This window comes from Zoogloea sp. (assembly GCF_023150065.1).
Classification (GTDB): domain Bacteria; phylum Pseudomonadota; class Gammaproteobacteria; order Burkholderiales; family Rhodocyclaceae; genus Zoogloea.
On record NZ_JAKLLN010000006.1, the window covers coordinates 41,517 to 64,223 of the forward strand.

A 22,707-nucleotide genomic window follows, 5' to 3' on the forward strand; every position below is an offset into this window, starting at 1 on the left:
TCTCCTCCGGATCGAAGCGGGCCGCTCCACTTTACCCTCTCCGGAGGGCGGGGGGCCCGGGCGTTACATGCTGCAAGGCCGGCGCGGGTTGCGGCGGATCGCCCGCCACATTCCATTGTCGTTACAATGGCTGCCACCGGACGGCCGGATGCAGCGATGACAGGCCGGTACGTGCAGAGGAGAGACCATGGGTGTCATTTTTGCCAAGACCCGCAAGGGGCACGAGGAGATTGAAACCCGTTCCGGCGGCCTGAGCCCCCGGGTGCGCCGGGTCCTGATCTTCGTGGACGGCAAGCGCAGCGTCGAAGAGCTGCGCGGCATGCTGCAGTACGACGACCTGCTGCACACCCTGGGCCTGCTCGAAGAGGACGCCTACATCGAGATGATCGGCCCGTCCGGCGGGCAGGGTGCCGCTGGCGTGCCGGTGCCCCCGGCCTCCCTGACGGCCTTCCGCCTGCACCCTCCGGGTGATGATCCGGTGCGCCTGCAGAAGGCCCGCAACTTCATGCTCAACACCCTCAACGCCTTCGTCGGCGCCCTGGGGACCAGCTCCCTCCAGGACCGGGTCGAGGCGGCCCGCAGCCCGGCCGAGCTGCGCTCGCTGTTCGACGAGTGGTATCACGCCATCGTCTCGTCCCGGGATGGCCGTCGGGAAGCGGAGCAGCTGCGCAGCAAGCTGCTGGAAGTGATCTGAGCGTATCACCCGAAGAGTTTGTCCCGGGTCAAGTCCCTTCGCAGGTGGTGGCGCTAAGCTCGTTTTGCCCATGGAACCCACTGCCCCCGATCCGGATGTCCCGGGCCGCGAGATTGCCGTCGCGGCTGAGGCGCTCTACCTCGCCAACCTGATGCTCATTCCGGGCCTGGGTTTTGCTGCCCTGCTGGTGCTGTGGTGGCTGCAGCGCCGGAGTGCCCCGGAGTTGGCCCGCGGACACCTGCGCCAGACCGTCGCGGCCAGCCTGTGGGCCGGCGTGCTGCTGGTCCTGGCCAACGGGGCGATCATTCTTGCCGGTGGTTACGGGTCTGCCTCCACCTGGGTCGTGGTGATTCTGTATTTCACCACCTGCCACTCCACGCTGATCTTCTGCGGGGCTATCGGCCTGGCCCGGGCGCTGGCCGGCAAGCCTTTCCGCTTTCCGTTGATCGGGCCCCGCTGATGGGCGCACCGCGCGTCATCCCCATCGTGCCGGCCGCCGTTCCCGGCCGGCCGCGCCAGTCCCTGCGGCGCTGGGCGCAGGCCGGCTTCTTCGTGCTTTTCGTGCTGGCGCCGGTGTTCGACCTGCTGCGCTTCGATCTGGTCGCCGGGCATGCCTGGCTGCTGGGTTTCGAATGGCACGCGGGCCTGGATGATTTCACCCGGGGGGCGATCGATGCCCCGGGGGCCGTGGCGCGGGTGATCGGCCGGGTGCTGCTGCCCATCCTCGGGGTGGGGGCGCTGCTGCTCTGGGTGGCGTGGCGCTGGGGGCGGCTTTACTGCGGCTGGCTGTGCCCGCATTTCTCGGTGGTGGAGACCATCAACGCGTACATGCGCCGTGCTACCGGCCGCCCCAGCCTGTGGGAGTCGCGCCCGCTGCCGCCCCGGGAGCCCGACGGTACGCCGGTGCGCTACGATCGGGCATGGTGGCTGGTGACCGTGCCCCTGGCGGTGGGGTTCGCCTTTGTCTGGGCGGTGGTGCTGCTGACCTACCTGCTGCCGCCGTTCCAGGTCTATGGCCATCTTCTGGCCGGGGCGCCGACCCGCAACGAGTTCATCTTCATCACCGCCGGAACGCTGGTGCTGTCGGCCGAGTTCTTGTTCGCGCGTCATCTCTTCTGCCGTTACGCCTGCGCCGTCGGGCTGTTCCAGAGCCTCGCCTGGATGGGCAACCGCTCGGCCATGGTGGTGGGCTTCACCCGCGACCGGGCGGCCGACTGTGCCAGCTGCTACAGCGCCTGCGACCACGTCTGCCCGATGCGCCTCAAGCCCCGCAACATCAAGCGGGCCATGTTCACCTGTACCCAGTGCGCCCAGTGCGTCAGCGCCTGCGAGACGACCCAGCTGAACAACCCGGAGGGGCCGCTGCTCCAGTGGGTGAGCGGCGAGGCGGCGCGCCACAACGAGGCGTCCTTCAGCGCGCCAAAACCGGAAAGGAAGACCCCGTGAGTGGTTTCAACGACTTTGCCATCGCCCGTGCCCTGCATGTGCTCGCGGTGCTGGTCTGGATTGGTGGCGTGGCCTTCGTGACCTGGGTGCTGTTGCCGGCCTGCCGCGCGCTGGCGGACGGGCAGGCCCAGCTGGATCTGTTCGAGCGCCTGGAGCAGCGCTTTGCCGCCATCGCCCGCTGGAGCGTGCTGCTGGCCGGTGCATCGGGTCTGTGGCTGGTCTGGCGTCTGGATGCCTGGGCGCGCTTTGCCGATCCGGCAAACTGGTGGTGGATGCACGGCATGGTGGCGGTATGGACGGCGTTCGCGCTGATGCTCTTCGTGCTCGAACCCTTCGTGCTGCACCGGGTTTTCGAGGCGCGGGCCCGGCGCGATCCCGTCGGTGCCATGGCCACCATCCAGCGGCTCCACACGGTGTTGCTGGCTGTGAGCCTGGTGGTGCTGGTGGGGGCCGTGGCGGGGAGCCACGGGGGATTCGTCTTTACTTAGAGGTTTGCTTCAGGCGGGCTGCTCGGCGCCGACCAGCAGCTTTTCGAAGACGCCGATCAGCTTTCTGGCCTGGGCCTCCATCGAAAAGCGCTCCAGCACCGTGCGGCGGGCGGCAAGCCCGATCTGCCGGCGGTGGTCCGGGCTGCGCAGGGCGTCAATGGCGTCGAGCCATTCGGCGCGGCTGCGGGCGATGTAGCCATTGATGCCCTGTTCGACGATGTCCAGATAGGCGGGTACCGGGCTGGCAATGACCGGCAGCCCCAGGGCCATCTTGAGGGTCAGACGGTTCTCGGATTTCACCTCCCAGTAAGACACCTTGCGGCCGGGCAGCGGGTCGAAGCGGGTGTCCACGGGGATGATGCCGATGTCGGTGTCGAGGAGATCGGCATAGACCCGCTCGGGGTGCCAGGCGCGGGTCTGGAAGCCGGCGCTGCGCAGGGTACCCAGGCCGGGCTGGCTGGGCTGGAGCAGGGCGCGCTTGAGGTGCCCGCGGATGGCCTGCTTGAGGCTGGGGCTCTCCGGGTAGCGGCCGACGACGGTGAGATCGAGATGGCGCGGGAGGCGTCCGATCACCGGGATCGTTTCCAGGGCCGAGGATGTGACCAGCACCGCCCGTAGCCTGGAGGCCGGGGTGTTGCCTGCGCTGCCGTCATGCGGGTGACAGATATCGGGGCGTTCGATGCCGTCGTGCACGATGTGGATCCGTTCACGCAGTTCGGGTGCGTGCTGCTGGCGCAGGAACTCGGTGACGATTGTCGTGGCATCGGTGGCGCCCACGATCTCGTCGTCGATGCGATCGCATACGCCATAGACCGTGCGGATGCCGATGTCGCGCAGCCTGCGCATTTCGGTCAGCACGCTGGGGCCATGAACTTTCTGGAAGAAGACCAGGCTGCAGCCCCGCGCCTTTACGCGTTCGGTCAGTCCGGAGAGGTCGGGCGTCTCGGTGGCATCGGCTGGTTCGAAAACGATCTCGGGGTCGTAGCCGGCGGCCCTCAGGAGCGGAAAAAGGTTGAGCACGGCGATACGGGTGCTCGGCAGGGGGCACGCTGAGTTCGACAGCAGGACGAAACCGATCCTTTTGTCGGTATGGCTCATTGGCCTCTCCTTGGGGGGCAGCAGGTGCCCGTGTGCGGGATATGGGGACCGAAGTCGTTTATCCCATCGTTCTTGCCGCAGGGCGGCGCGCTGGACCTGGCTGAGTGCTCAGCCATATGAGCATGAAATTTAACACGGGTGGCTTGCGCTGCGGCAGGGCCTGGCAGGCTTGAGCCCGGACTATTCGGAAGGAACCGTGGCGTATGACACACGGTACCTGAATGTCGGAGGTGAGCGCGGCGGGTAGGGCCCCGCGGAGCGGGGCTCTCCGCCGCCCGCGCCATCACGGCAGGGATAGCCGTGATGGCGCGTCGTCATGTCAGACGCGTGGCTGGTTGCGGCGCCGGGCCAGGCCGAGCAGGCCAAGGCTGGCCATGAGGAGTGCAACTGCGCTCGGCTCCGCGACCGTGTTGCCGGGCGGGACCGTGGTGGTGGTGGACAGCGGCTTGTAGAGCCAGACCTCTGCGTCACCGGTGGTGGCGGAGTACTCGTTCAGGGCGATGAAGGCATCGAGTTCCTCGATGTAGTTCCACTTGCCGAAAACGCCGGTGATGAAGTCGCCGCCGGGCTGGGCGAAGGTGGTGCTGATCAGCTTTTTCGCCACCCAGGTGGTGAGCATTTTGCCGTTGGCGTCGTAGGCGGGCGTCACGGCCCATACGGTGCCCTGATCGGAGCCGTCCCACAGCAGGATCTGACCCGTCTTCGAGTCGTACTCGATGGAGAACTTGGTGTTCATCGGGAAGGGATTGCCGAACTCATCCACCAGTTGCACGCCGACGTCCAGGTTTGCCCCGGGATTGGCCGGGTTGGACTTGTTCAGATCCCAGACCGCCAGGTTGGACGTGTATTTGCCCGCGGTGATCGTGGTCCGGAGGAACAGATTGTTCTTGGTGTCGATGGTGGCGGCGCCCGCATAGGCGGCGCTGTTGTACATCTCGCCGACCTTTTCCCAGGTGTCCAGGCCCCCGTTCCGGAAATCACCCAGGGTGTAGCGGTACAGGGAGGGGAAGCCGGAAGCGCCCCGGTCTGCCGCGATGTACACCACGTCCTTGCCGTTCTCGGTGCGGTAGGCGGTTGCCGCGTTGATGAAGCTCTCGGGGCCCGTGCCGGTGGTCTGGGTGAAGCGGTTGGTCCACATCTCGCCGCCAACGGAGGAGGGGTCCCAGCCGGAGCCGGTGGTGCCGCCGACCTTGTTCGGGTCGGCCTTGCTGGGATCCCACAGCCACGGACCAGCCGGGCTGACCGTGGTGCCGTCGAAGGTCTGGAACCTGTCCCCATTCTGGAAGGCCGCACCACCGAAGGTCACGAACATGCCGCTCACGGGCAGGTAAAGGTTGTTGTCGTAGGTGTGGGACGACTGGGGTGCGGCACTGTCAACGACGAAATTGTTGGCATCGAGACGGCTCGGCAGGGAGCCCCGATCCCAGGCGCCGGTTGCACCATCCCAGACGTACATCTCATTGCCGGAATAGTTGCCGTGGCCACCGCCCCACAGGAGCAGATCGCCGTTGGCGGAATCCCAGGCCACGGAGCTCCAGGCGATGACGACGGCGCCCGGGTTGTTGTAGCCGTTGCCGATGGCGGCTGCGCCGGTCGGTTTGGCCGAGGAGAAGGCGTTGGTGCTGACCTTCACCCAGCCCCCTTCGGGGGTCGCGCTGAGCAGGCTTTCCAGGCGGGAAAGGTCTGCCGCGGCGTGGGCGGTGGTGGCTGCGCCGGACATGACCAGCGCAGCCATGGAAACCAGCAGGGATAGGTGCTTTCTTGTGGCGCGGGGGCCGGCGTTATTCATGGGTTGTCTCCGAGATTGCGCCTGTGATCATCAGGTCCGGGGATGGAGCAGGCTGCTTGATCTTTCAGGTGGAGTAGCGATGTGCTGGTCAAACCTGACAGACATGCAAGGTATGCAATTCTCAGACCAGATGACACACAATTTTATGTTAATGAAAATTAACGAAAAATTGTGACCCGCGTCACAGGGGACCGCTCGGTTGTAAAAAATGTCGACACATTTCCCCGCTATGGCCTCAGCTCGAACAGCTCACCGCCAGTCCTTCGGCCCAGTCAGGCGGGGCGGCGGCGAAGCGCTCGTATTCGGGCTGCTCGTCGAAAGGGCGCGACAGGCAGGCATGCACGGCGTGCACTTCGCTGTAGTCGCCGGCGCGTGCAGCCCGGATGGCGGATTCGGCGATCCAGTTGCGCAGCACGTATTTCGGATTCACGGCCTGCATGGCGGACTGGCGCGCGGCGTCGGGGCGGGCTTCGGCACCCAGGCGGGCGCGCCACATGGCCAGCCACGCATCGGCGGCGGCGCGGTCGATGAAGAGGTCGCGCAGGGGGGCGTCGGCGGCCACGCGCCCGGCCTCTTCCACCTGCGCCGGCAGGCGGCCGAGCTGGCGGAAGAACAGGGTGTAGTCGGGGTGGTGGTCCTGGAGCAGACCGAAGGTCTCACCGATGAAGTCCTCGTCGCCGGGCAGGGTCTGGGCGAGGCCGAGCTTGGCGCGCGTCAGGTCCATGAAATGGCGTTCGAAGGCCGGGGCGTAACTCTCTTCGATGGCGGCCTGGACGGTGGCCTGATCGCCGATCAGCGGAGCCAGTGCGCGGCCCAGGGCGTAGAGGTTCCAGTGACCGATCTGCGGCTGCGACTTGTAGCTGTAGCGGCCGTGGTCGTCCGAGTGGTTGCAGATGTGGCCGGCGTCAAAGGCGTCCATGAAGCCGAAGGGGCCGTAGTCGAGGGTCAGGCCGAGGATGGACATGTTGTCGGTGTTCATCACCCCGTGCATGAAGCCGACCGCCTGCCAGTGGGCGATGAGCTCGCCGGTGCGTCGGCCCACGTCGCGCAGCAGGGCGTCGTAGGGGTTGGCGGCGTCACGGCATTCGGGGCGGAAGCGGTCGATCACGTGGTCGGCGAGCTGGTGCAGGGTGTCCATCTGGCGCAGCACCCGCCAGTGCTCGAAGGAGCCGAAGCGGATGAAACTGGGGGCCAGGCGGGTGACGACGGCGGCGGTCTCGATGGTTTCCCGGCGCACCGGGGCGTCGGAGCCGACCACGCACAGGGCCCGGGTGGTGGGGATGCCGAGGGCCGCCATGGCCTCCGAACAGAGATACTCGCGGATGCTCGAGCGCAGCACGGCGCGCCCGTCGGCGAAGCGCGAGTAGGGCGTCTGGCCCGCTCCCTTGAGCTGGATCTCCCAGCCGCGCCCCGGCCCGGCGATCTCGCCGAGAAGATGGGCGCGCCCGTCGCCGAGCTGGCCGGCCCACACGCCGAACTGATGGCCGGAATAGACCGCGGCGAGGGGCTCGCTGCCGGGCAGCAGGTGATTGCCAGCAAAGATCTGGGGGAACTCGGGGCGAGCCAGCTCGGCCGGATCCAGCCCGATCAGCGCGGCCACCTCGGTGCTGGCGGCCACGAGGTAGGGGCGGGGCAGCGGTTCGGGCGCCAGGCGCGTGTAAAAGGCGGACGGCAGGCGCGCAAAGGCGTTGTCGAAGGGCAGGGTCTCGAGGGTGTGCATGATTGTTGGGGGGCGGTTGTCGTTGTGGTTGTGGTTGTGGTTGTGGGTCGGGCAATTTGCCTGCCGGGGATGGGCTAAGCTGCGCCCCGAGGCGCCGAGGGCGCCATCCGGTAAATCCGACTAATTCAGTATGGTATGGTTCCGCGGCCGCCGGGGGAAGCATGAGTGAGCACCTGAAAGAGGCGCAGGAGGCTGCCGCCGTCGACCTGAAGCGTCATCTGCTGCTGCGGGTGAGCCTGTTCGCCCTGGCCATTGGCGTGGCGGCCAGCGCGGTGGTGTTGCAGCAGGCGGTGGAGCGCATCGGCACCCACATCCAGCGCACCGGCAACACCGTGGAGCGCCTGATCGCCGGCGAGGCGGACCAGACCCGGGACGCCTTTCGCCGCAGCCTGGACGGGATGACCCTGGCTTCCCTGGACGGTATCGGCCCGCTACTGGGCATCTGCGTGGCGGTGGACGACATCTACAAGCGGCCGGTGGTCCGGCGCTGCTTCCACGCCGGGGGCGAAGCGCCGGCCGGCGTGCGCTGGGCGTTGGCCAGGCTGATCGGGCCGGAGCTGCAGTACCGGGGCGTGATCGGCCAGTACCCGGGGGTCAAGGTGGGGGAGTTCGTGGTGACGCCGGACCTGGACAGCGAGAGCCTGGCGGTGTGGAAACAGATCCAGACCGTGCTGGGCATGACCCTGGGCATCCTGCTGCTCAATCTGCTGATCTACCGGCCGGTGCACCGGGCCCTGCGCCCCGCCGACCAGATCCTGGCGGTGCTGGGGCGCATGGAGGCCGGCGAACTGACTGCGCGCATGCCGCGCCCCCGGCTGATCGAGTTGCGTCGTATCGCCGCCGGCTTCGATCACCTGGCCGAGCAGCTGCAGAAGACGCTGGCTGCCCAGCGCCACCTGGCCCTGCGCCTGCTGGCCGTGCGGGAGGAGGAGCGCCGGCGGCTGGCTCGGGAGCTGCATGACGAGTTTGGCCAGTGCCTGGCGTCGATCGGCGCCGAGGCCGCTTTCATCAGGGGGCGTGCCGAGACGCGGGACCCGGATCTGTTGCCGGCCGCTCGCGCGGTGGCGGCGGTGACGGCGCACATGATGGAGAGCCTGCAGGGCATCCTGCTGCAGCTGCGCCCGGTGGGGCTGGAGGAGTTCGGCCTGCAGGCGGCCCTCGGCGAGCTGGTGGGCGGATGGCAGCGCCGCCAGCCCGACTGCCGCTTCGAGCTCGAGCTGCGTGGCGAGATCGACGCCCTGCCCGACGCGTTGCGCACCGGCCTGTACCGCATCGTCCAGGAGAGTCTTACCAACGCCCTGCGCCATGGCAAGCCGCAGCAGGTGGTCATCGGGCTGGAGTGTGATGAGACGGGCTGTCGCCTGCAGGTGGATGACGACGGCACGGGGCGCAAGGAGCCGACGGCGGGCAGCGGCCTGGGGGTGCTCGGCATGCATGAGCGGGTAGAGGCCCTGGGCGGGCGCTTTGCCCTGCAGCCGCGGCGGCCCAGGGGCATGCGGGTGGAGGCGGATTTTCCGGCAGAGGCCGTGCGGGCCGTGGAGATGAATCATGAGTGAGGCCTGCCGTCTGGTGCTGGTGGATGACCATGCCATCGTGCGGGAGGGCTACCGACGCCTGCTCGAGGCACGCCCGGACCTGCTCATCGTCGGCGAAGCCGCCAGCGCGCGGGAGGCCATGGACCAGTACAGGGCGCTGATGCCGGATGTGCTGGTGCTGGATCTGGGGCTCCCCGACATGGGGGGCGTGGAGCTGATCCGGCGCCTGCTCCAGCGCGACCCCGCGGCCCGCATCCTGGTCTTCACCATGCACCGGGAGCCGCTCTTCGCCACCCAGGCCCTGCGCGCCGGTGCCCTCGGCTACGTCACCAAGAGCAGTCCGCCGGAGGTGCTGGTGAGTGCGGTGTACCAGGTGGCGGCGCGGCGCCAGGTGATCAGCCCGGATATCGCCCCCGAGCTGGCCCTGGCCCTCATCGACCGCCCGCGGGAGCGCCTGGCCGAGCTGGCCCCCCGGGAGTTCGAGATCCTGCGCCTGCTGCTGGACGGCTGCAGTGCCGACGAGATCGGCGCGCGTCTGTCCATCTCTGCCAAGACGGTGCAGAACTGTCACTACCAGATCAAGAGCAAGCTCGGGGTGCGCAGCGACATCGAGCTGACCCGGCTGGCGCTGCGCATGGGCCTGATCTGAGCCCCTCAGGCGGCTTCGGCGGCGGCCTGCTGCCGGGCCTCGAAGATGGCCTGGAGGGTTTCCAGGGTGATCTCCGCGATGGGCTGACCGGCGTCATCGAGGATCTCGTAGAGGATCTCCCCCGGCTGCGGCCGCATGCTGAACAGCACGATGGCGTCGGTGGCGCCGCCCCCTTCCCGGTGGGGCGTCTCGCTGGCCGGTGACACCGTATGGCTGCCGGCGGGGCGCACCTCGCGCAGGCGCCCGTCCATCTCGTACAGGCGGTGTTCCCCCTGCACCACGAAGGTGTGGTTGAGGGCCTTGTGGCGATGCAGCACGATCTGCTGGTTGGCGTCGAAGCGGAACAGTACGTCGGCGATGCGCTGCTGCATGTCCACCTGCAGGATGCAGAAGGCGAAGTGGGGAAAGTCGCCGAAGGGCTGCCAGGGGATGGTGTTGGCGTCGAAATGCGGGGGCATGGATGTCTCTCCTTTTGGGTTGGGCCGGATGGCGGGCTCCAGTAGAACCCGCCGCAGAGGGGGCCGCCGAGGTCAGCCTGCCCGCAAAACGGTGGGCATTTCGCCCGGCCCGCATGGCGCCGGCCGCACGGGCAAATTGCCCGCCCTGACCCGGGCAGGATGCTGCAGACCGGGCGGGGCAGCGGGCCTTAGAGTCCTTGCGCAGGGACGGTGCCGGGTGGCGCCGTCCGTCATCGACCTACGGAACGCCCATGCGGATACTTCTCACCGCCACCTTGCTGGTCACGGCCCTGTTGTCCGGCAGCGTGGCCGCCAACAACCTGTTTTGCGGTGGGCCGGTGCCCCAGACCGGCGAGCCCACCGACCTGGCCCACGTGGTGGGCGACCAGACCCTCGAATACATGGCTGATCAGCCCGCCAGCATGATGGTGTGCAGCAAGGGCTATCTCTTCGAGAAATGCGGTGACCACGTCACCGCCATGCGCATCTTCGACCGCTGCATCGAGGCCGGCTACATTGGCGCGATGATCTGGAAGGCCCTGATGCTGCAGGACGGCGCCCTGGGCGCGCCCGATCTGCCGGCCGCTGCGGAGCTGATGCGCCGGGCTGCCGAAGCGGGCGATTCGCCCTATGCCACCCTCGGCAAGCTCCACTACGCCAGTGCCCTTCAAGAGGGCAAGGGCGTGGCCCGGGATGTGGCCGCGGCGCGCCAGTGGTTCGAGGCCGCCGCTGCCGACGGCAACCCGGACGCCATCGAGTTCCTGCGCACCGGCTATCACGTGGGTGACCGGGACGGGATGGCCCGGGGCGTGGGCACGGCGCCTCCTGCCGTGGCAGCCGCTGCGCCCCTGCCCGGGGTGCTGTTCGAAGAGGCCGCTCCCGCCGGCGACGCTCCCGCATCCCCGCCCAGGCCGGTCAGGGCCAGACAGCTGCTTGCCGTGGTAGCGGCGCCCCAGCCCGCCCTGACGGTGCCCGCGACGTCCCCCACATCGCTGCCTGTGCAGCTGCCCGCGCCCCGACAGGTGCGCGCCGCGCAGCGCCTGGTGCCGCTCCCCGTCAGCGGGGGCTCAGCCCAGCCGGACGCGGCCCCACTTGCCGCCGCAATCGTCCTGCTCCTGCTGGCCGGGGCGTTTCGCCAGGGCTGCGCCCGACACTTCCCCGCTTTTTCCACCCCTTTCTCCACTCTCCGTATCTGAACCATGAATGCTTCCATCGACGGCCTGATGTATGCGGCCAGCCAGCTCTTCCTGATCCCCGTGTTGCTGGCCATCGGCCTGCTCTTTGCGCACGCCTTCTATGCCCTCGGGGCCTTCCTGTGGCAGGCCCGTCAGCGGCGGGCCGGGGTGGCGGCCGGCTTCGAGCTGGCCGAGGCCCGCCGTCGCGACCCCGGCCTGCTGCTGGCGGATCTGGAGGCCCTGGCCCTGGCGCGCCTGGAGTTCGCCCGCATCGCCACCCGGGTGGCGCCGCTGCTGGGGCTGGTGGCGACCATGATCCCCATGGGGCCGGCCCTCAAGGCGCTCGGTGACGGCAGCCTCGGCGATGTGTCGCGCAGCCTGATTGTGGCGTTTTCGGCGGTGATCCTGGCCTTGATCGCCGCTGCCCTGAGCTATATGGTGGTGAGTGTGCGCCGGCGCTGGTACGCCGCCGATCTGCTGGCCATCGAAAAGGAAGGGCTCGCCCGATGAGCCGGATCCGCCTGCGCCTGACCGACGAAGGGGAGGGGGATGACCCCCTGTTGTCCCTGGTCAATCTGATCGACGTGTTCCTGGTTCTCGTGGCGGCCCTGCTGCTGGCGCTGGCACGCATGCCCCCGGCAGGCCAGGGCGCGCGCGCGCTGCCCGATGGCCCGAAAGTCGAGCGTTTTCAGGGTGAGGGGGCGGCGACCACGGCCGAAGGGGGTGTTCGGGCAGGCACGGCCTACCGTCTGCCCGACGGCTCCCTGGTCGTGGTGCCGGAGTAAGGATGCCCTGCGGCGCCTCAGGCGCCGTCGATGGGCTTGAGGGTGGCCAGCTCGGCGTCGGAGAGGAGGCGTGACTGGGTAAGGAAGGCCTTGCCCCGGCCGCAGTCGAGGGAGAAGTCGCCGCCGTTGCCCGGCCGGACGTCGAGGATCAGCTGGCTGTTCTCGTAGTACTGGAATTCCTGATGCCCCAGGTAGAAGTCGGCCCCGCCGACCTGGCCAAGCAGGATCATCGTCTGTCCGGGCAGGATCTCGCCGACCTTGTAGCAGTTGGGTACGCTGCCGTCACAGCACCCTCCGGAGAGCAGGAACAGCAGGGGGCCGAATTCGGCGCGCAGTTCGTCGATGAACTGCAGGGCGGCCTCGGTGGCGGTGATGCGATCGACCATCGTTGCGTCCTCGGGTGAGGTAAACGAAAAAAACGGGGCGAGTGGCCTCGCCCCGTAACACCTTGCCTTACACGTACAACACTTGGATCAGAAGAAGCCCAGTGCGTTCGGGCTGTAGCTGACCAGCAGGTTCTTGGTCTGCTGGTAGTGGTCGAGCATGACCTTGTGGGTTTCACGGCCGATGCCGGATTCCTTGTAGCCGCCGAAGGCAGCGTGGGCCGGGTAGGCGTGGTAGCAGTTGGTCCACACGCGGCCAGCCTTGATGTTGCGGCCCATGCGGTAGGCACGGCTGCCGTCACGGCTCCACACGCCGGCGCCGAGGCCATAGACGGTGTCGTTGGCGATGGCGAGGGCTTCGGCTTCGTCCTTGAAGGTGGTCACGGCGAGCACCGGTCCGAAGATTTCTTCCTGGAACACGCGCATCTTGTTGTGGCCCTTGAAGAGGGTCGGCTGCACGTAGTAACCGCCGGACAGATCGCCGCCGAGGTGGGCCTGGTCGCCGCCAACCAGCACTTGCGCGCCTTCGGCCTTGCCCACTTCCAGGTAGGACTTGATCTTGCCGAGCTGGTCGGCGGAGGCCTGGGCACCGATCATGGTGTCGGTATCCAGCGGGTTGCCCTGCTTGATCAGCTTGACGCGGGCCACGGCACGTTCGATGAACTTGTCGTAGATGGATTCCTGGATCAGGGCGCGGGACGGGCAGGTGCACACTTCGCCCTGGTTGAAGGCGAACAGCACCAGGCCTTCGATGGCCTTGTCGAAGAAGGCGTCGTCAGCGGCGGCGATGTCTTCGAAGAACACGTTGGGGGACTTGCCGCCCAGTTCCAGGGTGGCGGGGATCAGGCTGGTGGCGGCGGCCTGGGCGATGACGCGGCCGGTGGCGGTGGAGCCGGTGAAGGCGATCTTGGCGATGCGCTTGCTGGTGGCCAGCGGCATGCCGGCTTCGCGGCCGAAACCATTGACGATGTTCAGCACGCCCGGGGGCAGCAGGTCGGCGATCAGCTCGGCCAGCACCAGGATGGAGATCGGGGTGGATTCGGCGGGCTTCAGGACCACGCAGTTGCCGGCGCCGATGGCGGGAGCCAGCTTCCAGGCGGCCATCAGGATCGGGAAGTTCCAGGGGATGATCTGACCGACCACGCCCAGGGGCTCATGGAAATGGTAGGCGACGGTGTTCTCGTCGATCTCGGACAGGGCGCCTTCCTGGGAACGCAGGCAGCCGGCGAAGTAGCGGAAGTGGTCGACGGCCAGGGGGATGTCGGCGTTCAGGGTTTCGCGGATCGGCTTGCCGTTATCGACGGTCTCGGCGTAGGCCAGCAGTTCCAGGTTGGCTTCCAGGCGGTCGGCGATCTTCAGCAGCAGGTTGGAGCGCTCGCCAGCGGAGGTGCGGCCAAACTTGTCGGCGACAGCGTGGGCGGCGTCCAGGGCCAGCTCGATGTCCTCGGCGGTGGAGCGGGCGGCCTTGGTGTATGCCTTGCCGGTGATCGGGGTGATGACGTCGAAGTACTCGCCCTTGACCGGGGCAACCCACTTGCCGCCGATGAAGTTGTCGTACTTGGACTTGTATTGAACCTTGGCGTCGGCGGAACCGGGCAGTGCATACAGCATGGAAGTCTCCTCCTGGATTTGGATTGAAAACGCTTCGTGCAGCGTTGATCCTTATCAGCAGGGGCCGTGCCAGGGGGTGATCAGCCTTGCTTATGGGGAGAAATTCTTTCTTTATCAGTCTCTTGTGTGGACTGTCTCAGAATGCCGCGTCGCAGCAATTGGCATGGGGTGGTGTTTAATAATGGAGCAGGTGCTCCATGCGATGTGCACGATGGAGCACCTGTCCTTCCAGCGGATGCCGCTCAGGCGATCCGGAAGCGGCCTGACAGGGTCTCCAGCGTCCGGGCCAGGTCTTCCAGTTCGCCGGCCGCGTGGGTGATGCGTGCGGCGCTGGCGGCATTGGATTCCGATGCGCCGGCGATCTGCTCGACCCGCTGGGCAATGTCCCGGGCCGCCGTGGACTGCTCGCTGAGGCCGAGGGTGATGCCCTCCACCGAACTCAGCACCTGCCGGCTGCTGTCATGGATGGTGTGGATGGTGCTGCCGGCCTGATCGGCCAGGGCCACGCCGCGGCTCACCCGTTCGACCCCGCCATCCATGTCGTCGGCGGCGCTGCGGGTGGCGGCCTGGATGCGTTCGATCATCGAGGTGATCTCGGCGGTGGAGTTGGCCGTGCGTTCGGCCAGCTTGCGTACCTCGTCGGCAACCACCGCAAAGCCCCGCCCCGATTCGCCTGCCCGCGCGGCCTCGATGGCGGCATTCAGGGCGAGCAGGTTGGTCTGGTCGGCGATCTCGCGGATCACCCCGACAATCATCGAGATCTCGCCGGACAGGCCTTCCAGGTTGCGCACGGATTGGGCCGTGTGGTTGACCGAATCGGCGATGCCGCGCATTTCGCTGAGGGCGTCACCGATGACCCGGGAGCCCAGGGCCGCCTGCTGGCCTGAATGCTCCGACAGCTCCCGGGATTCCCGGGCGTGGTCGCTGATGTGGTCGATGGAGACGGACAGCTGCTCGATGGCGGCCGCCATGGCCGATGCGGATTCCGACTGGGCCTCGGCCAGCATCCGGGTGTCGCTGGCGGTGCCGCTCAGGCTGCTGGCGTTGCCGAGCAGCACCTTCACCTCATTGCGGATCGAGGCGATCAGCTCATGCAGATTGTTGCGCATCACCGCCAGGTGCACGATGAGCTGGCCGAGTTCGTCGCTGCTGGCGGCGGGCAGGGGCTGCAGCATGTTGCCGGCGGCGATGGCCTCGGCCACGCGCTTGCCTGCGTCAACCGATTGGCGCAGACGCCGGATGAGCAGCCAGCTGGCTACGGCGGCCACGGCCACGCCGCCGGCACCTAAGGCGCCCAGCAGGTTCCGGGTGTGGTCATAGTCAGCCTCGATGCGGCTTCGGGCCGCCTCGCTGGTGTCGGTCAGACGCTTCAGCTGCTCCCGGGCGGGGGTGTCCGGCGCTGCCTGCTGGAGCGCCTGGACCTGCCCCTGGTGAAGGGCGTCGATGGTGCTGCGCGCCCGGTCGGTGGCATTCAGCCCGGCAAGGCCGATGGTCAGGCACAGGGCGGCCAGGCCGGCATTGATGAGGCCGATGCGGGTTGCCAGCCCGGTGCGGGGCAGGGCCCGGGTGATGGCGGCGCCCACGCCGCTCGGGGCGAGGCTGCCTTCGGCGAGGCGGATGCCCGGGTCCTGGCGCATGCGGGCGTAGAGCGCTTCGGCGCCGCTGATTTCTTCGCGCCGGGCCTTGATGCGCACCGACATGTAGCCCGAGCCATCGGCGAGGGGCGTGGCCGTGGCGCGTACCCAGTAGAAATCGCCGTTCTTGCGACGGTTCTTGACGATGCCGCTCCATGGGCGCCCCTGCTGCAGGGTGGCCCACATGTCCCGGTAGGCCTCTGGCGGCATGTCCGGGTGGCGCAGGATGTTGTGGGGTTCGCCGATGACCTCTTCACGGTTGAAGCCGCTGGCGACAACGAACTCGTCGTTGCAATAGACGATCTTTCCGGCGAGGTCGGTGCGGCTGATGATCGCCGCACCCTCGGCAATCGGATATTCGTTCTGTGTGACAGGCAGATTTTGGCGCATGACGGGTTCCAGGGCATGGGCTTGGGGGAGGAACCGTGTAACGGCTGTTGTACGCCTTGTCTTGAATCAATCTTACCCGGTCGGGATGGCCTGTTGACCTGGATCAGCCCCGCGGCTGAACCGAGCGGCTGGTGGTGGTGACCTGTCCGTTCTCGCCGAAGTGGATATTGAAGAAAACGTCGGCGCTGAATTCGGGGGGCAGGCGCCAGTCCCACACCTCCTCCTTTTTCAGGGCGAAGGTCTGTACCGAGCGTGGTTTGCCCAGCAGGCGGCGCACCTGGTCCTTCGTCCAGCCGGGCTGAACCCGGGCGAAGTTCTGGGGGGTGAGCACGTTCTCGAGGCTCCTGAGGATGTTGTCAGGCCCGACCGTGGCCATGAAGCACTCCGTCCCTTCCGGCTGACGGGTGTACTCCCAGGTCACGCTGCCGTCGTCGTTGCGCCACTCGATGCCGGGCTTGCCGAGCTTGTCGCGCACTTCGTAGCCGGTGGAGACGCCGGGTTTGAGTTCATTCAGGGTGACGGCATCGCAGGCGGCCAGACCGGCCACGGCGACGGCGCCGAAAAAGAGGGAAGACAGCCTGCGCATCGAAGGATCTCCGGATGGGCCCGCGTCCCGCCAAAGCGGCCGGGCTTGGTTACAATCCACCTCATTGTGGGCAGAAAGCCGAATGCCCATTCTGGCATGAAGACTCTTGGCGGAGGACGAACAGGTGAAACACAGCACAATGAAGCTGGCCCTGGCCGGCGTGTTGGTGGCGGGCAGCTCTGTCAGCCTGGCCCAGACCGTGGTGAAGATCGGCTTTGCCGGCCCGCTGACGGGGCCGATCGCCCACGTGGGCAAGGACGAGCAGTACGGCGCCCAGCTGGCCCTCGACGACGCCAACGCCAAGGGTGTGACCATCGGCGGGCAGAAGATCAGGTTCGAGCTGCAGGCCGAGGACGACCAGGCCGACCCGCGCACCGCCACCACCGTGGCCCAGCGCCTGGCCGATGCCGGCGTGAAGGGTGTGGTGGGCCATGTCACCTCCGGCGCGTCGATTCCGGCTTCGCGCATCTACGAGCAGTCCGGCATTCCGGCGATCACGCCGTCGTCCACCAGCCCCAAACTCACCCAGCAGAAGTTCCGCACCACTTACCGGGTCATCGCCAACGACCTGCAGCAGGGCGCGGCCATGGCCCGCTTTGCCACCGAGGTACTCAAGGCGAAGCGCATCGCCGTGATCGACGATCGCACCGCCTACGGCCAGGGCCTGGCCGACGCGTTGGTGGACAGCCTGAAGAAGCTCGGCACTCCACCGGTGGGGCGTGAGTTCACCACCGACAAGGCCACCGACTTCGCCGCCATCCTCACCAAGCTCAAGGCGGCCCAGCCCGACGCGGTCTTCTACGGCGGCATGGATGCCCAGGGCGCGCCGCTGCTCAAGCAGATGAAGCAGCTGGGTATCGGCGCCAAGTATCTGGGGGGCGACGGCGCCTGCACCGCCGAGATGATCAAGATTGCCGGCGCGGCCATGAGCAGCGACGTGTACTGCACCCAGGCCGGCATCCCCATGGACAAGATGCCGGGCGGGAAAGAGTTCAACGAGCGCTTCAAGAAGCGTTTCGGCGTGTCGGTACAGCTCTACGCGCCCTACAGTTACGACGCCGCCACCGCCCTGATCGAGGCCATGAAGGCCGCCGGCTCCACCGATCCGGCCAAGTACCTGCCTCAGTTGCAGAAGGTGAGCTTCAAGGGCGTGACCGGCAACATCGCCTTCGATGCCAGCGGCGACAGCCGCGAGGGCGGCGTGACGCTTTACCAGTTCAATGCCGGAAAGTGGGAAGCCCGCCCCTGAGGAAGTGCTCACCCCCTTCACCGGCCCCGAAGTTGCTAGTCAGCGTCGTACCCCACAAATCAGAGGAGAAACCCGCATGAAAATCCGCCTTGTCGCCCTTGCTGTGCTCGGTCTTGGTGCATCCGCCGTGCACGCCCAGGAAGTTGTGAAGCTGGGCGTCGCCGCGCCGCTCACCGGCACCCAGGCCCACCTGGGCAAGGACATCGAGAATGGTGTCCGCCTGGCCATCGAGGAGTACAACGCCAAGGGCGTGACCCTCGGCGGCAAGAAGATCAAGTTCGATGTGCAGGCCGAGGACGACCAGGCCGACCCCAAGACTGCCACCACCGTGGCCCAGCGCCTGGCCGACAGTGGTGTGAAGGGCGTGGTCGGGCACCTCAATTCCGGCGCCTCCATCCCCGCCTCGCGCATCTACAACGAAGCCGGCCTGCCCCAGGTCTCTCCGGCCTCCACCAACCCCAAGCTCACCCAGCAGAACTTCAAGGCCACCTTCCGCACCATCGCCAACGACGTGCAGCAGGGCCTGGCCATCGGCAAGTACGCGGCCACCAAGCTGGGCAAGAAGGTGGCCCTGATCGACGACCGTACCGCCTACGGCCAGGGCCTTGCGGATGAAGTGGAGAAGGCCGTCAAGGCCAATGGCGGCAGCCTCACCGGGCGCGAGTTCACCAGCGACAAGGCCACCGACTTCCTGGCCATCCTGACCCGCATCAAGGCCCAGAACCCCGACGTGATCGTGTATAGCGGCATGGACACCCAGGCCGGCCCGATGCTCAAGCAGATCAAGCAGCTCGGTATCAACGCCAAGTTCATCACCGGTGACGGTGGCTGTACCGGCGAGGTGATCAAGCTGGCCGGCGATGCCATCAGCGGCAACGCCTACTGCACCCAGCCGGGCCTGCCCCTGGAGAAGATGCCCGGGGGCAAGAACTTCAACGAGCGCTTCAAGAAGCGCTTCAACGCCGACGTGCAGATCTACGCCCCGTACTCCTACGATGCCGCCTCGGCCATCATCGAGGCCATGAAGGCCGCCAACAGCGCCGACCCGGCCAAGTACGCCGGCAGCATCGGCAAGGTGAACTTCCCCGGCGTGATCGGCACGGTGGCCTTCGACGCCAAGGGCGACATCAAGGATGGTGCGGTGACGGTCTATCAGTTCAAGGCCGGCAAGTGGGAAGCGCTGCAGTAACGCTCGTCTGAACCTGCCGGGGCGGTCTCTGGCGGATGGGGTCGAATGAATTCGACCCGACGCCGTCTCTGCCCCGGTGCCCCTGTTTCCCTTTTTCGGTCGTTTCCATGGAAACCCTTCTCCAGCAAACCGTAAACGGCCTCGTCGTGGGCAGCGTGTATGCGCTGGTCGCCCTCGGCTACACCATGGTCTATGGCATCCTCGGCCTGATCAATTTCGCCCACGGCGACATCCTGATGATCGGTGCCCTGGTGGCCCTGGAGGCGATACGCCTGCTCCAGCTCCACGCCCCTGATCTCGGTCTCATCCCTACCCTGCTGGCCGGGCTGTCGATCTCGGTGGTGGTGTGCATGATCCTCGGCTACACCATCGAACGCACCGCCTACCGCCGCCTGCGCAACGCCCCGCGGCTGGCGCCCCTGATCACCGCCATCGGCGTGTCCTTCCTGCTCCAGACCATCGCCATGATCATCTGGGGCCGCAACTACCACACCTTCCCGCAGCTGGTGTCCACGACACCCATCGAGCCCATCGCCGGCGTGTTCATCACCCCGGTGCAGATCGTCATCCTGGTGGTGTCGGCGGTGCTGATGGTGGCCCTGGTGCTGCTGGTCAACAGGACCCGCCTCGGCCGCGCCATGCGTGCCACCGCCGAGAACCACAAGGTGGCCAGCCTGATGGGCGTGGACACCAACAAGATCATCGCCGCCACCTTCATCATCGGCTCGGCCCTGGCTGCGGTGGCCGGGGTGATGTTCTCGTCCAATTACGGCATCGCCCACTACGCCATGGGCTTCATGCCTGGCCTCAAGGCCTTCACCGCGGCAGTGCTGGGGGGGATCGGCAACCTGGGCGGCGCCATGCTGGGCGGGCTGCTGCTGGGGCTGGTGGAGTCCATCGGCGCCGGCTATATCGAAGACCTGAGTTTCGGCTTCCTCAACTCCAGTTACCAGGACATCTTCGCCTTCATCATCCTGGGCATCGTGCTCATCTTCCGGCCTACCGGGCTGCTGGGTGAGCGCGTGGCAGACCGAGCCTGAGGACGATCTGATCATGAACGAACTCGCCAACGCCATCCCCTGGCTCGGCAAGCGCAACCCGGCGGCGGCCCGCTGGGTGGTGATTGCCCTCGCCCTGGCCGCCCCCCTGATCGCCATGTTCTTCGGCAAGACCTGGGTGCGCATCCTCGACTTTGCCCTGCTCTACGTGATGCTGGCCATCGGCCTCAACCTGGTGGTGGGTTTTGCCGGCCTGCTCGACCTGGGCTACATCGCCTTCTACGCGGTGGGGGCCTATACCTTTGCCTTCCTGGCATCGCCCCATTTCGAGCTGCATCTGCCCTTCTGGCTGGTGCTGCCCCTGGGGGCCGTCTTTGCGGCCCTGGCCGGCATCATCCTGGGCCTGCCCACCCTGCGCCTGCGGGGCGACTACCTGGCCATCGTGACCCTGGGCTTCGGGGAGATCGTGCGCATCTTCCTGAACAACCTGAATCACCCGGTCAATATCACCAACGGGCCCCAGGGCATCAACATGATCGACCCCCTGGTGCTGTTCGGCTGGGACATCTCGCGGCCCATCAGGATAGGGGAGGAGATCACCATCAACTCCCTGTTCCTGTACTACTACGTCTTCCTGGCCTTCGTGGTGCTGTCCATCATCCTGGTCCAGCGCCTGCAGATTTCCCGGGTCGGGCGGGCCTGGGCGGCGATCCGTGACGACGAGCTGGCGGCCAAGGCCATCGGCATCAACACCCGCAACATGAAGCTGCTGGCCTTCTCGCTGGGCGCCACCTTCGGCGGCGTGGCGGGCGGGCTGTTTGCCGCCTTCCAGGGTTTCGTGTCACCCGAGAGTTTCTCCCTGATGGAGTCCATCGCCGTGCTGACCATGGTGGTGTTTGGCGGCATGGGCAACCTGGCTGGTGTGGTGGTGGGGGCGCTGGTGCTCACCGCCCTGCCCGAAATCCTGCGCCATGTGGCGGTGCCGGTGCAGCAGGCGGTGTTCAACCAGGTGCTGCTCGACCCGGAGGTGCTGCGCATGCTGCTCCTGTCCCTGGCCATGATCTTCATGATGCTGCTGCGCCCGGCGGGCCTGATCCCCGCCCACAGCCGCTACTCCCGGCCCGAGTTGGTGGTGGGCGTCGGGGAGGCGGGCAAATGATCACCCTGCTCGAAGCCCGCAACATCACCAAGCGCTTTGGCGGCCTCACCGCCCTGTCGGATGTGTCCCTGACCATCCGCAAGGGTGAGGTGTATGGCCTGATCGGCCCCAACGGCGCGGGCAAGACCACTTTCTTCAACGTGCTCACCGGCGCCTACGTGCCCGAGGAGGGCGAGGTTGTCTTCAACGGTACCGAGCTGCCCACCGGCAAGCCCCACGAGGTGGTGGCCGCCGGCATCGCCCGGACCTTCCAGAACATCCGCCTGTTCCGCGAGATGACCGCCCTGGAGAACGTGATGGCCGGCCATCACATCCGCTCCCGGGCCAACCCTTTCTCCATCCTGCTGCAGACCCGGCAGGCGAAGGAGGAGGAGCGCCTGATCACCGAGCGCGCCTTTGAGCTGCTGCGCTACGTGGGCATCGAGCGCTTTGCCGACACCGTGTCGAAGAACCTCTCGTATGGCGACCAGCGCCGCCTGGAGATCGCCCGGGCCCTGGCCACCGAGCCCCAGCTGCTGGCCCTGGACGAGCCCGCTGCCGGCATGAACGCCACCGAGACCGGCAAGCTGCGCGAGCTGGTCCAGACCATCCGCCACGACGGTGTCACCGTGCTGCTCATCGAGCACGACGTGAAGCTGGTGATGGGCCTGTGCGACCGCCTGGCGGTGCTCGATTTCGGTAGGAAGATCGCCGAGGACGTACCCGCGGTGGTGCAGAAGAACGAGGCGGTGATTGCCGCCTACCTGGGCGGCCACGGCACCCACAAGGCAGGAGCGGCCGCATGAGCGCCAGCAGCAACGCCACCCCCATCCTGCAACTGCGCGACACTCGCGTGGCCTACGGGGCCATCGAGGCCGTCCGGGGCATCAGCCTGGAGCTGGCCCCCGGCGAGCTGGTGTCGCTGATCGGTGCCAACGGCGCCGGCAAGACCACCACCCTCAACGCCATCGCCGGCACCCTGGGCACCGTCGGCGGGCAGATCCTCTACCAGGGGCAGCCCATCGACAAGCTGCCGGCCCACAAGCGCCTGCGCCAGGGCCTGGCCCTGGTGCCCGAGGGGCGGGGCATCTTCACCCGCCTGACCGTCGAGGAAAACCTGCGCATGGGCGCCTACTGCCGGCGTGACGACGACGCGGTGGACGCCGACATGGAGCGCATCTTCGGCATGCTGCCGCGGGTCAAGGAGCGCCTGCAGCAGGTGGCCGGCACCCTCTCCGGCGGCGAGCAGCAGATGGTGGCCATCGGCCGGGCGCTGCTGTCCCGGCCCCGGCTGCTGCTGCTGGACGAGCCCTCCATGGGCCTGGCGCCGCTGGTGGTGGAAAAGATCTTCGAGGTCATCGCCTCGGTGGCTGCCGAAGGCGTCACCGTGCTGCTGGTGGAGCAGAACGCCAACCTGGCCCTGGAGTTTTCCAGCCGGGCCTATGTGATGGAGTCCGGGGCGATCACCCTCAGCGGCTCGGGCGCCGATCTGCTCGCTGACCCGAAGGTGCGGGCGGCCTATCTGGGGGAGTGAGGCATTGTTGGCGTCAGTGCCGCAGCCGGGCTGACGGCGGGGTTTTGAGCGTCTAGGCTGAGAGCGTCGGTTGCAGGTGTCTGGCCATGTCCATCTCTCCCCTCGGTCCGTCTTTGGCATTCAGCCCATTTGCGGTGGCGCCCGCTGGTCGCGCCGGT

General features: G+C 67.2%; 23 protein-coding genes. 15 read left to right on the forward strand and 8 right to left on the reverse strand.

The annotated features are described in order from the left end of the window. The first annotated feature begins 187 nt into the window (after positions 1-187). The 4 genes from L6Q67_RS09265 (at position 188) to L6Q67_RS09280 (ending at position 2,628) form a co-directional block, all read left to right on the forward strand. Complete coding sequence (locus L6Q67_RS09265; RefSeq protein ID WP_296568356.1) at positions 188-694, forward strand: hypothetical protein; 507 nt, start codon at positions 188-190, stop codon at positions 692-694. A gap of 70 nt (positions 695-764) precedes the next feature. Next, positions 765-1,154, forward strand: a complete 390-nt coding sequence (locus L6Q67_RS09270) for a hypothetical protein (RefSeq protein ID WP_296568358.1) — start codon at positions 765-767, stop codon at positions 1,152-1,154. Further along, on the forward strand, positions 1,154-2,140 hold the full coding sequence (locus L6Q67_RS09275; protein WP_296568359.1) for a 4Fe-4S binding protein: 987 nt from the start codon (positions 1,154-1,156) through the stop codon (positions 2,138-2,140). Before L6Q67_RS09270 ends, L6Q67_RS09275 begins: the two co-directional genes overlap by 1 nt. Next, positions 2,137-2,628, forward strand: coding sequence for a hypothetical protein (locus L6Q67_RS09280; protein ID WP_296568362.1), 492 nt, complete (start codon positions 2,137-2,139; stop codon positions 2,626-2,628). The genes L6Q67_RS09275 and L6Q67_RS09280 overlap by 4 nt, the downstream gene beginning before the upstream one ends. Positions 2,629-2,637: 9 nt before the next feature. On the opposite strand, the gene L6Q67_RS09285 is transcribed toward L6Q67_RS09280, so the two are convergent. The 3 genes from L6Q67_RS09285 to L6Q67_RS09295 form a co-directional block, all read right to left on the reverse strand. Next, positions 2,638-3,726 (reverse strand): glycosyltransferase, encoded by a 1,089-nt coding sequence (locus L6Q67_RS09285; protein ID WP_296568363.1) that lies wholly within the window; start codon positions 3,724-3,726, stop codon positions 2,638-2,640. A 319-nt stretch (positions 3,727-4,045) separates the two neighbouring features. Continuing rightward, positions 4,046-5,515, reverse strand: coding sequence for a hypothetical protein (locus tag L6Q67_RS09290; RefSeq protein WP_296568365.1), 1,470 nt, complete (start codon positions 5,513-5,515; stop codon positions 4,046-4,048). Positions 5,516-5,750: 235 nt separating this feature from the next. Next, on the reverse strand, positions 5,751-7,235 hold the full coding sequence (locus tag L6Q67_RS09295; RefSeq protein WP_296568366.1) for a YdiU family protein: 1,485 nt from the start codon (positions 7,233-7,235) through the stop codon (positions 5,751-5,753). A 161-nt stretch (positions 7,236-7,396) separates the two neighbouring features. Here L6Q67_RS09295 and L6Q67_RS09300 point away from each other — a divergent pair, with 161 nt between their 5' ends. Next, positions 7,397-8,791, forward strand: a complete 1,395-nt coding sequence (locus L6Q67_RS09300; protein WP_296568368.1) for an ATP-binding protein — start codon at positions 7,397-7,399, stop codon at positions 8,789-8,791. After that, positions 8,784-9,419: a response regulator transcription factor gene (locus L6Q67_RS09305; protein WP_296568369.1), complete on the forward strand. Its 636-nt coding sequence runs from the start codon at positions 8,784-8,786 to the stop codon at positions 9,417-9,419. The genes L6Q67_RS09300 and L6Q67_RS09305 overlap by 8 nt, the downstream gene beginning before the upstream one ends. 5 nt (positions 9,420-9,424) lie before the next feature. Here L6Q67_RS09305 and L6Q67_RS09310 read toward each other — a convergent pair whose 3' ends face one another. Further along, entirely contained in the window at positions 9,425-9,877 is a 453-nt protein-coding gene (locus L6Q67_RS09310) for a regulator (protein WP_296568370.1), read from the reverse strand. Positions 9,878-10,128: 251 nt separating this feature from the next. On the opposite strand from L6Q67_RS09310, the gene L6Q67_RS09315 reads away from it, so the two are divergent. Genes L6Q67_RS09315 through L6Q67_RS09325 form a run of 3 tightly spaced genes read left to right on the forward strand, consistent with a single transcriptional unit; the run spans position 10,129 to position 11,837 of the window. Then, positions 10,129-11,073, forward strand: a complete 945-nt coding sequence (locus L6Q67_RS09315; protein WP_296568371.1) for a hypothetical protein — start codon at positions 10,129-10,131, stop codon at positions 11,071-11,073. A gap of 3 nt (positions 11,074-11,076) precedes the next feature. Further along, positions 11,077-11,562 carry a MotA/TolQ/ExbB proton channel family protein gene (locus L6Q67_RS09320; RefSeq protein WP_296568372.1) on the forward strand — a complete coding sequence of 162 codons (486 nt, stop codon included), beginning with the start codon at positions 11,077-11,079 and terminating at the stop codon, positions 11,560-11,562. Further along, positions 11,559-11,837: a hypothetical protein gene (locus L6Q67_RS09325; RefSeq protein ID WP_296568373.1), complete on the forward strand. Its 279-nt coding sequence runs from the start codon at positions 11,559-11,561 to the stop codon at positions 11,835-11,837. The genes L6Q67_RS09320 and L6Q67_RS09325 overlap by 4 nt, the downstream gene beginning before the upstream one ends. Positions 11,838-11,854: 17 nt before the next feature. Here L6Q67_RS09325 and L6Q67_RS09330 read toward each other — a convergent pair whose 3' ends face one another. The 4 genes from L6Q67_RS09330 to bamE all read right to left on the reverse strand — a co-directional run bounded on the left by L6Q67_RS09330 (position 11,855) and on the right by bamE (position 16,441). After that, positions 11,855-12,223, reverse strand: a complete 369-nt coding sequence (locus L6Q67_RS09330; RefSeq protein WP_296568374.1) for a DUF779 domain-containing protein — start codon at positions 12,221-12,223, stop codon at positions 11,855-11,857. An 87-nt stretch (positions 12,224-12,310) separates the two neighbouring features. Then, positions 12,311-13,831 carry an aldehyde dehydrogenase gene (gene adh / locus L6Q67_RS09335; RefSeq protein WP_296568375.1) on the reverse strand — a complete coding sequence of 507 codons (1,521 nt, stop codon included), beginning with the start codon at positions 13,829-13,831 and terminating at the stop codon, positions 12,311-12,313. A gap of 242 nt (positions 13,832-14,073) precedes the next feature. Next, positions 14,074-15,855, reverse strand: a complete 1,782-nt coding sequence (locus L6Q67_RS09340) for a PAS domain-containing methyl-accepting chemotaxis protein (RefSeq protein ID WP_296568376.1) — start codon at positions 15,853-15,855, stop codon at positions 14,074-14,076. A 103-nt stretch (positions 15,856-15,958) separates the two neighbouring features. Beyond that, complete coding sequence (gene bamE, locus L6Q67_RS09345; protein WP_296568377.1) at positions 15,959-16,441, reverse strand: outer membrane protein assembly factor BamE; 483 nt, start codon at positions 16,439-16,441, stop codon at positions 15,959-15,961. A gap of 124 nt (positions 16,442-16,565) precedes the next feature. Between bamE and L6Q67_RS09350 the strand changes: the two genes are divergently transcribed. The 6 genes from L6Q67_RS09350 (at position 16,566) to L6Q67_RS09375 (ending at position 22,549) form a co-directional block, all read left to right on the forward strand. Continuing rightward, a complete protein-coding gene (locus L6Q67_RS09350; RefSeq protein WP_296568378.1) occupies positions 16,566-17,690 on the forward strand; it encodes a branched-chain amino acid ABC transporter substrate-binding protein in 1,125 nt (374 codons plus the stop codon). Between the two features lie 76 nt (positions 17,691-17,766). Further along, positions 17,767-18,879, forward strand: a complete 1,113-nt coding sequence (locus L6Q67_RS09355; RefSeq protein ID WP_296568379.1) for a branched-chain amino acid ABC transporter substrate-binding protein — start codon at positions 17,767-17,769, stop codon at positions 18,877-18,879. A gap of 107 nt (positions 18,880-18,986) precedes the next feature. Further along, on the forward strand, positions 18,987-19,919 hold the full coding sequence (locus L6Q67_RS09360; RefSeq protein WP_296568380.1) for a branched-chain amino acid ABC transporter permease: 933 nt from the start codon (positions 18,987-18,989) through the stop codon (positions 19,917-19,919). 13 nt (positions 19,920-19,932) lie between these two features. Further along, positions 19,933-21,036: an ABC transporter ATP-binding protein gene (locus L6Q67_RS09365; RefSeq protein ID WP_296568381.1), complete on the forward strand. Its 1,104-nt coding sequence runs from the start codon at positions 19,933-19,935 to the stop codon at positions 21,034-21,036. Continuing rightward, positions 21,033-21,821: an ABC transporter ATP-binding protein gene (locus tag L6Q67_RS09370; protein WP_296568382.1), complete on the forward strand. Its 789-nt coding sequence runs from the start codon at positions 21,033-21,035 to the stop codon at positions 21,819-21,821. Before L6Q67_RS09365 ends, L6Q67_RS09370 begins: the two co-directional genes overlap by 4 nt. Further along, entirely contained in the window at positions 21,818-22,549 is a 732-nt protein-coding gene (locus L6Q67_RS09375) for an ABC transporter ATP-binding protein (protein ID WP_296568383.1), read from the forward strand. The genes L6Q67_RS09370 and L6Q67_RS09375 overlap by 4 nt, the downstream gene beginning before the upstream one ends. The last annotated feature ends 158 nt before the right edge of the window (positions 22,550-22,707 follow it).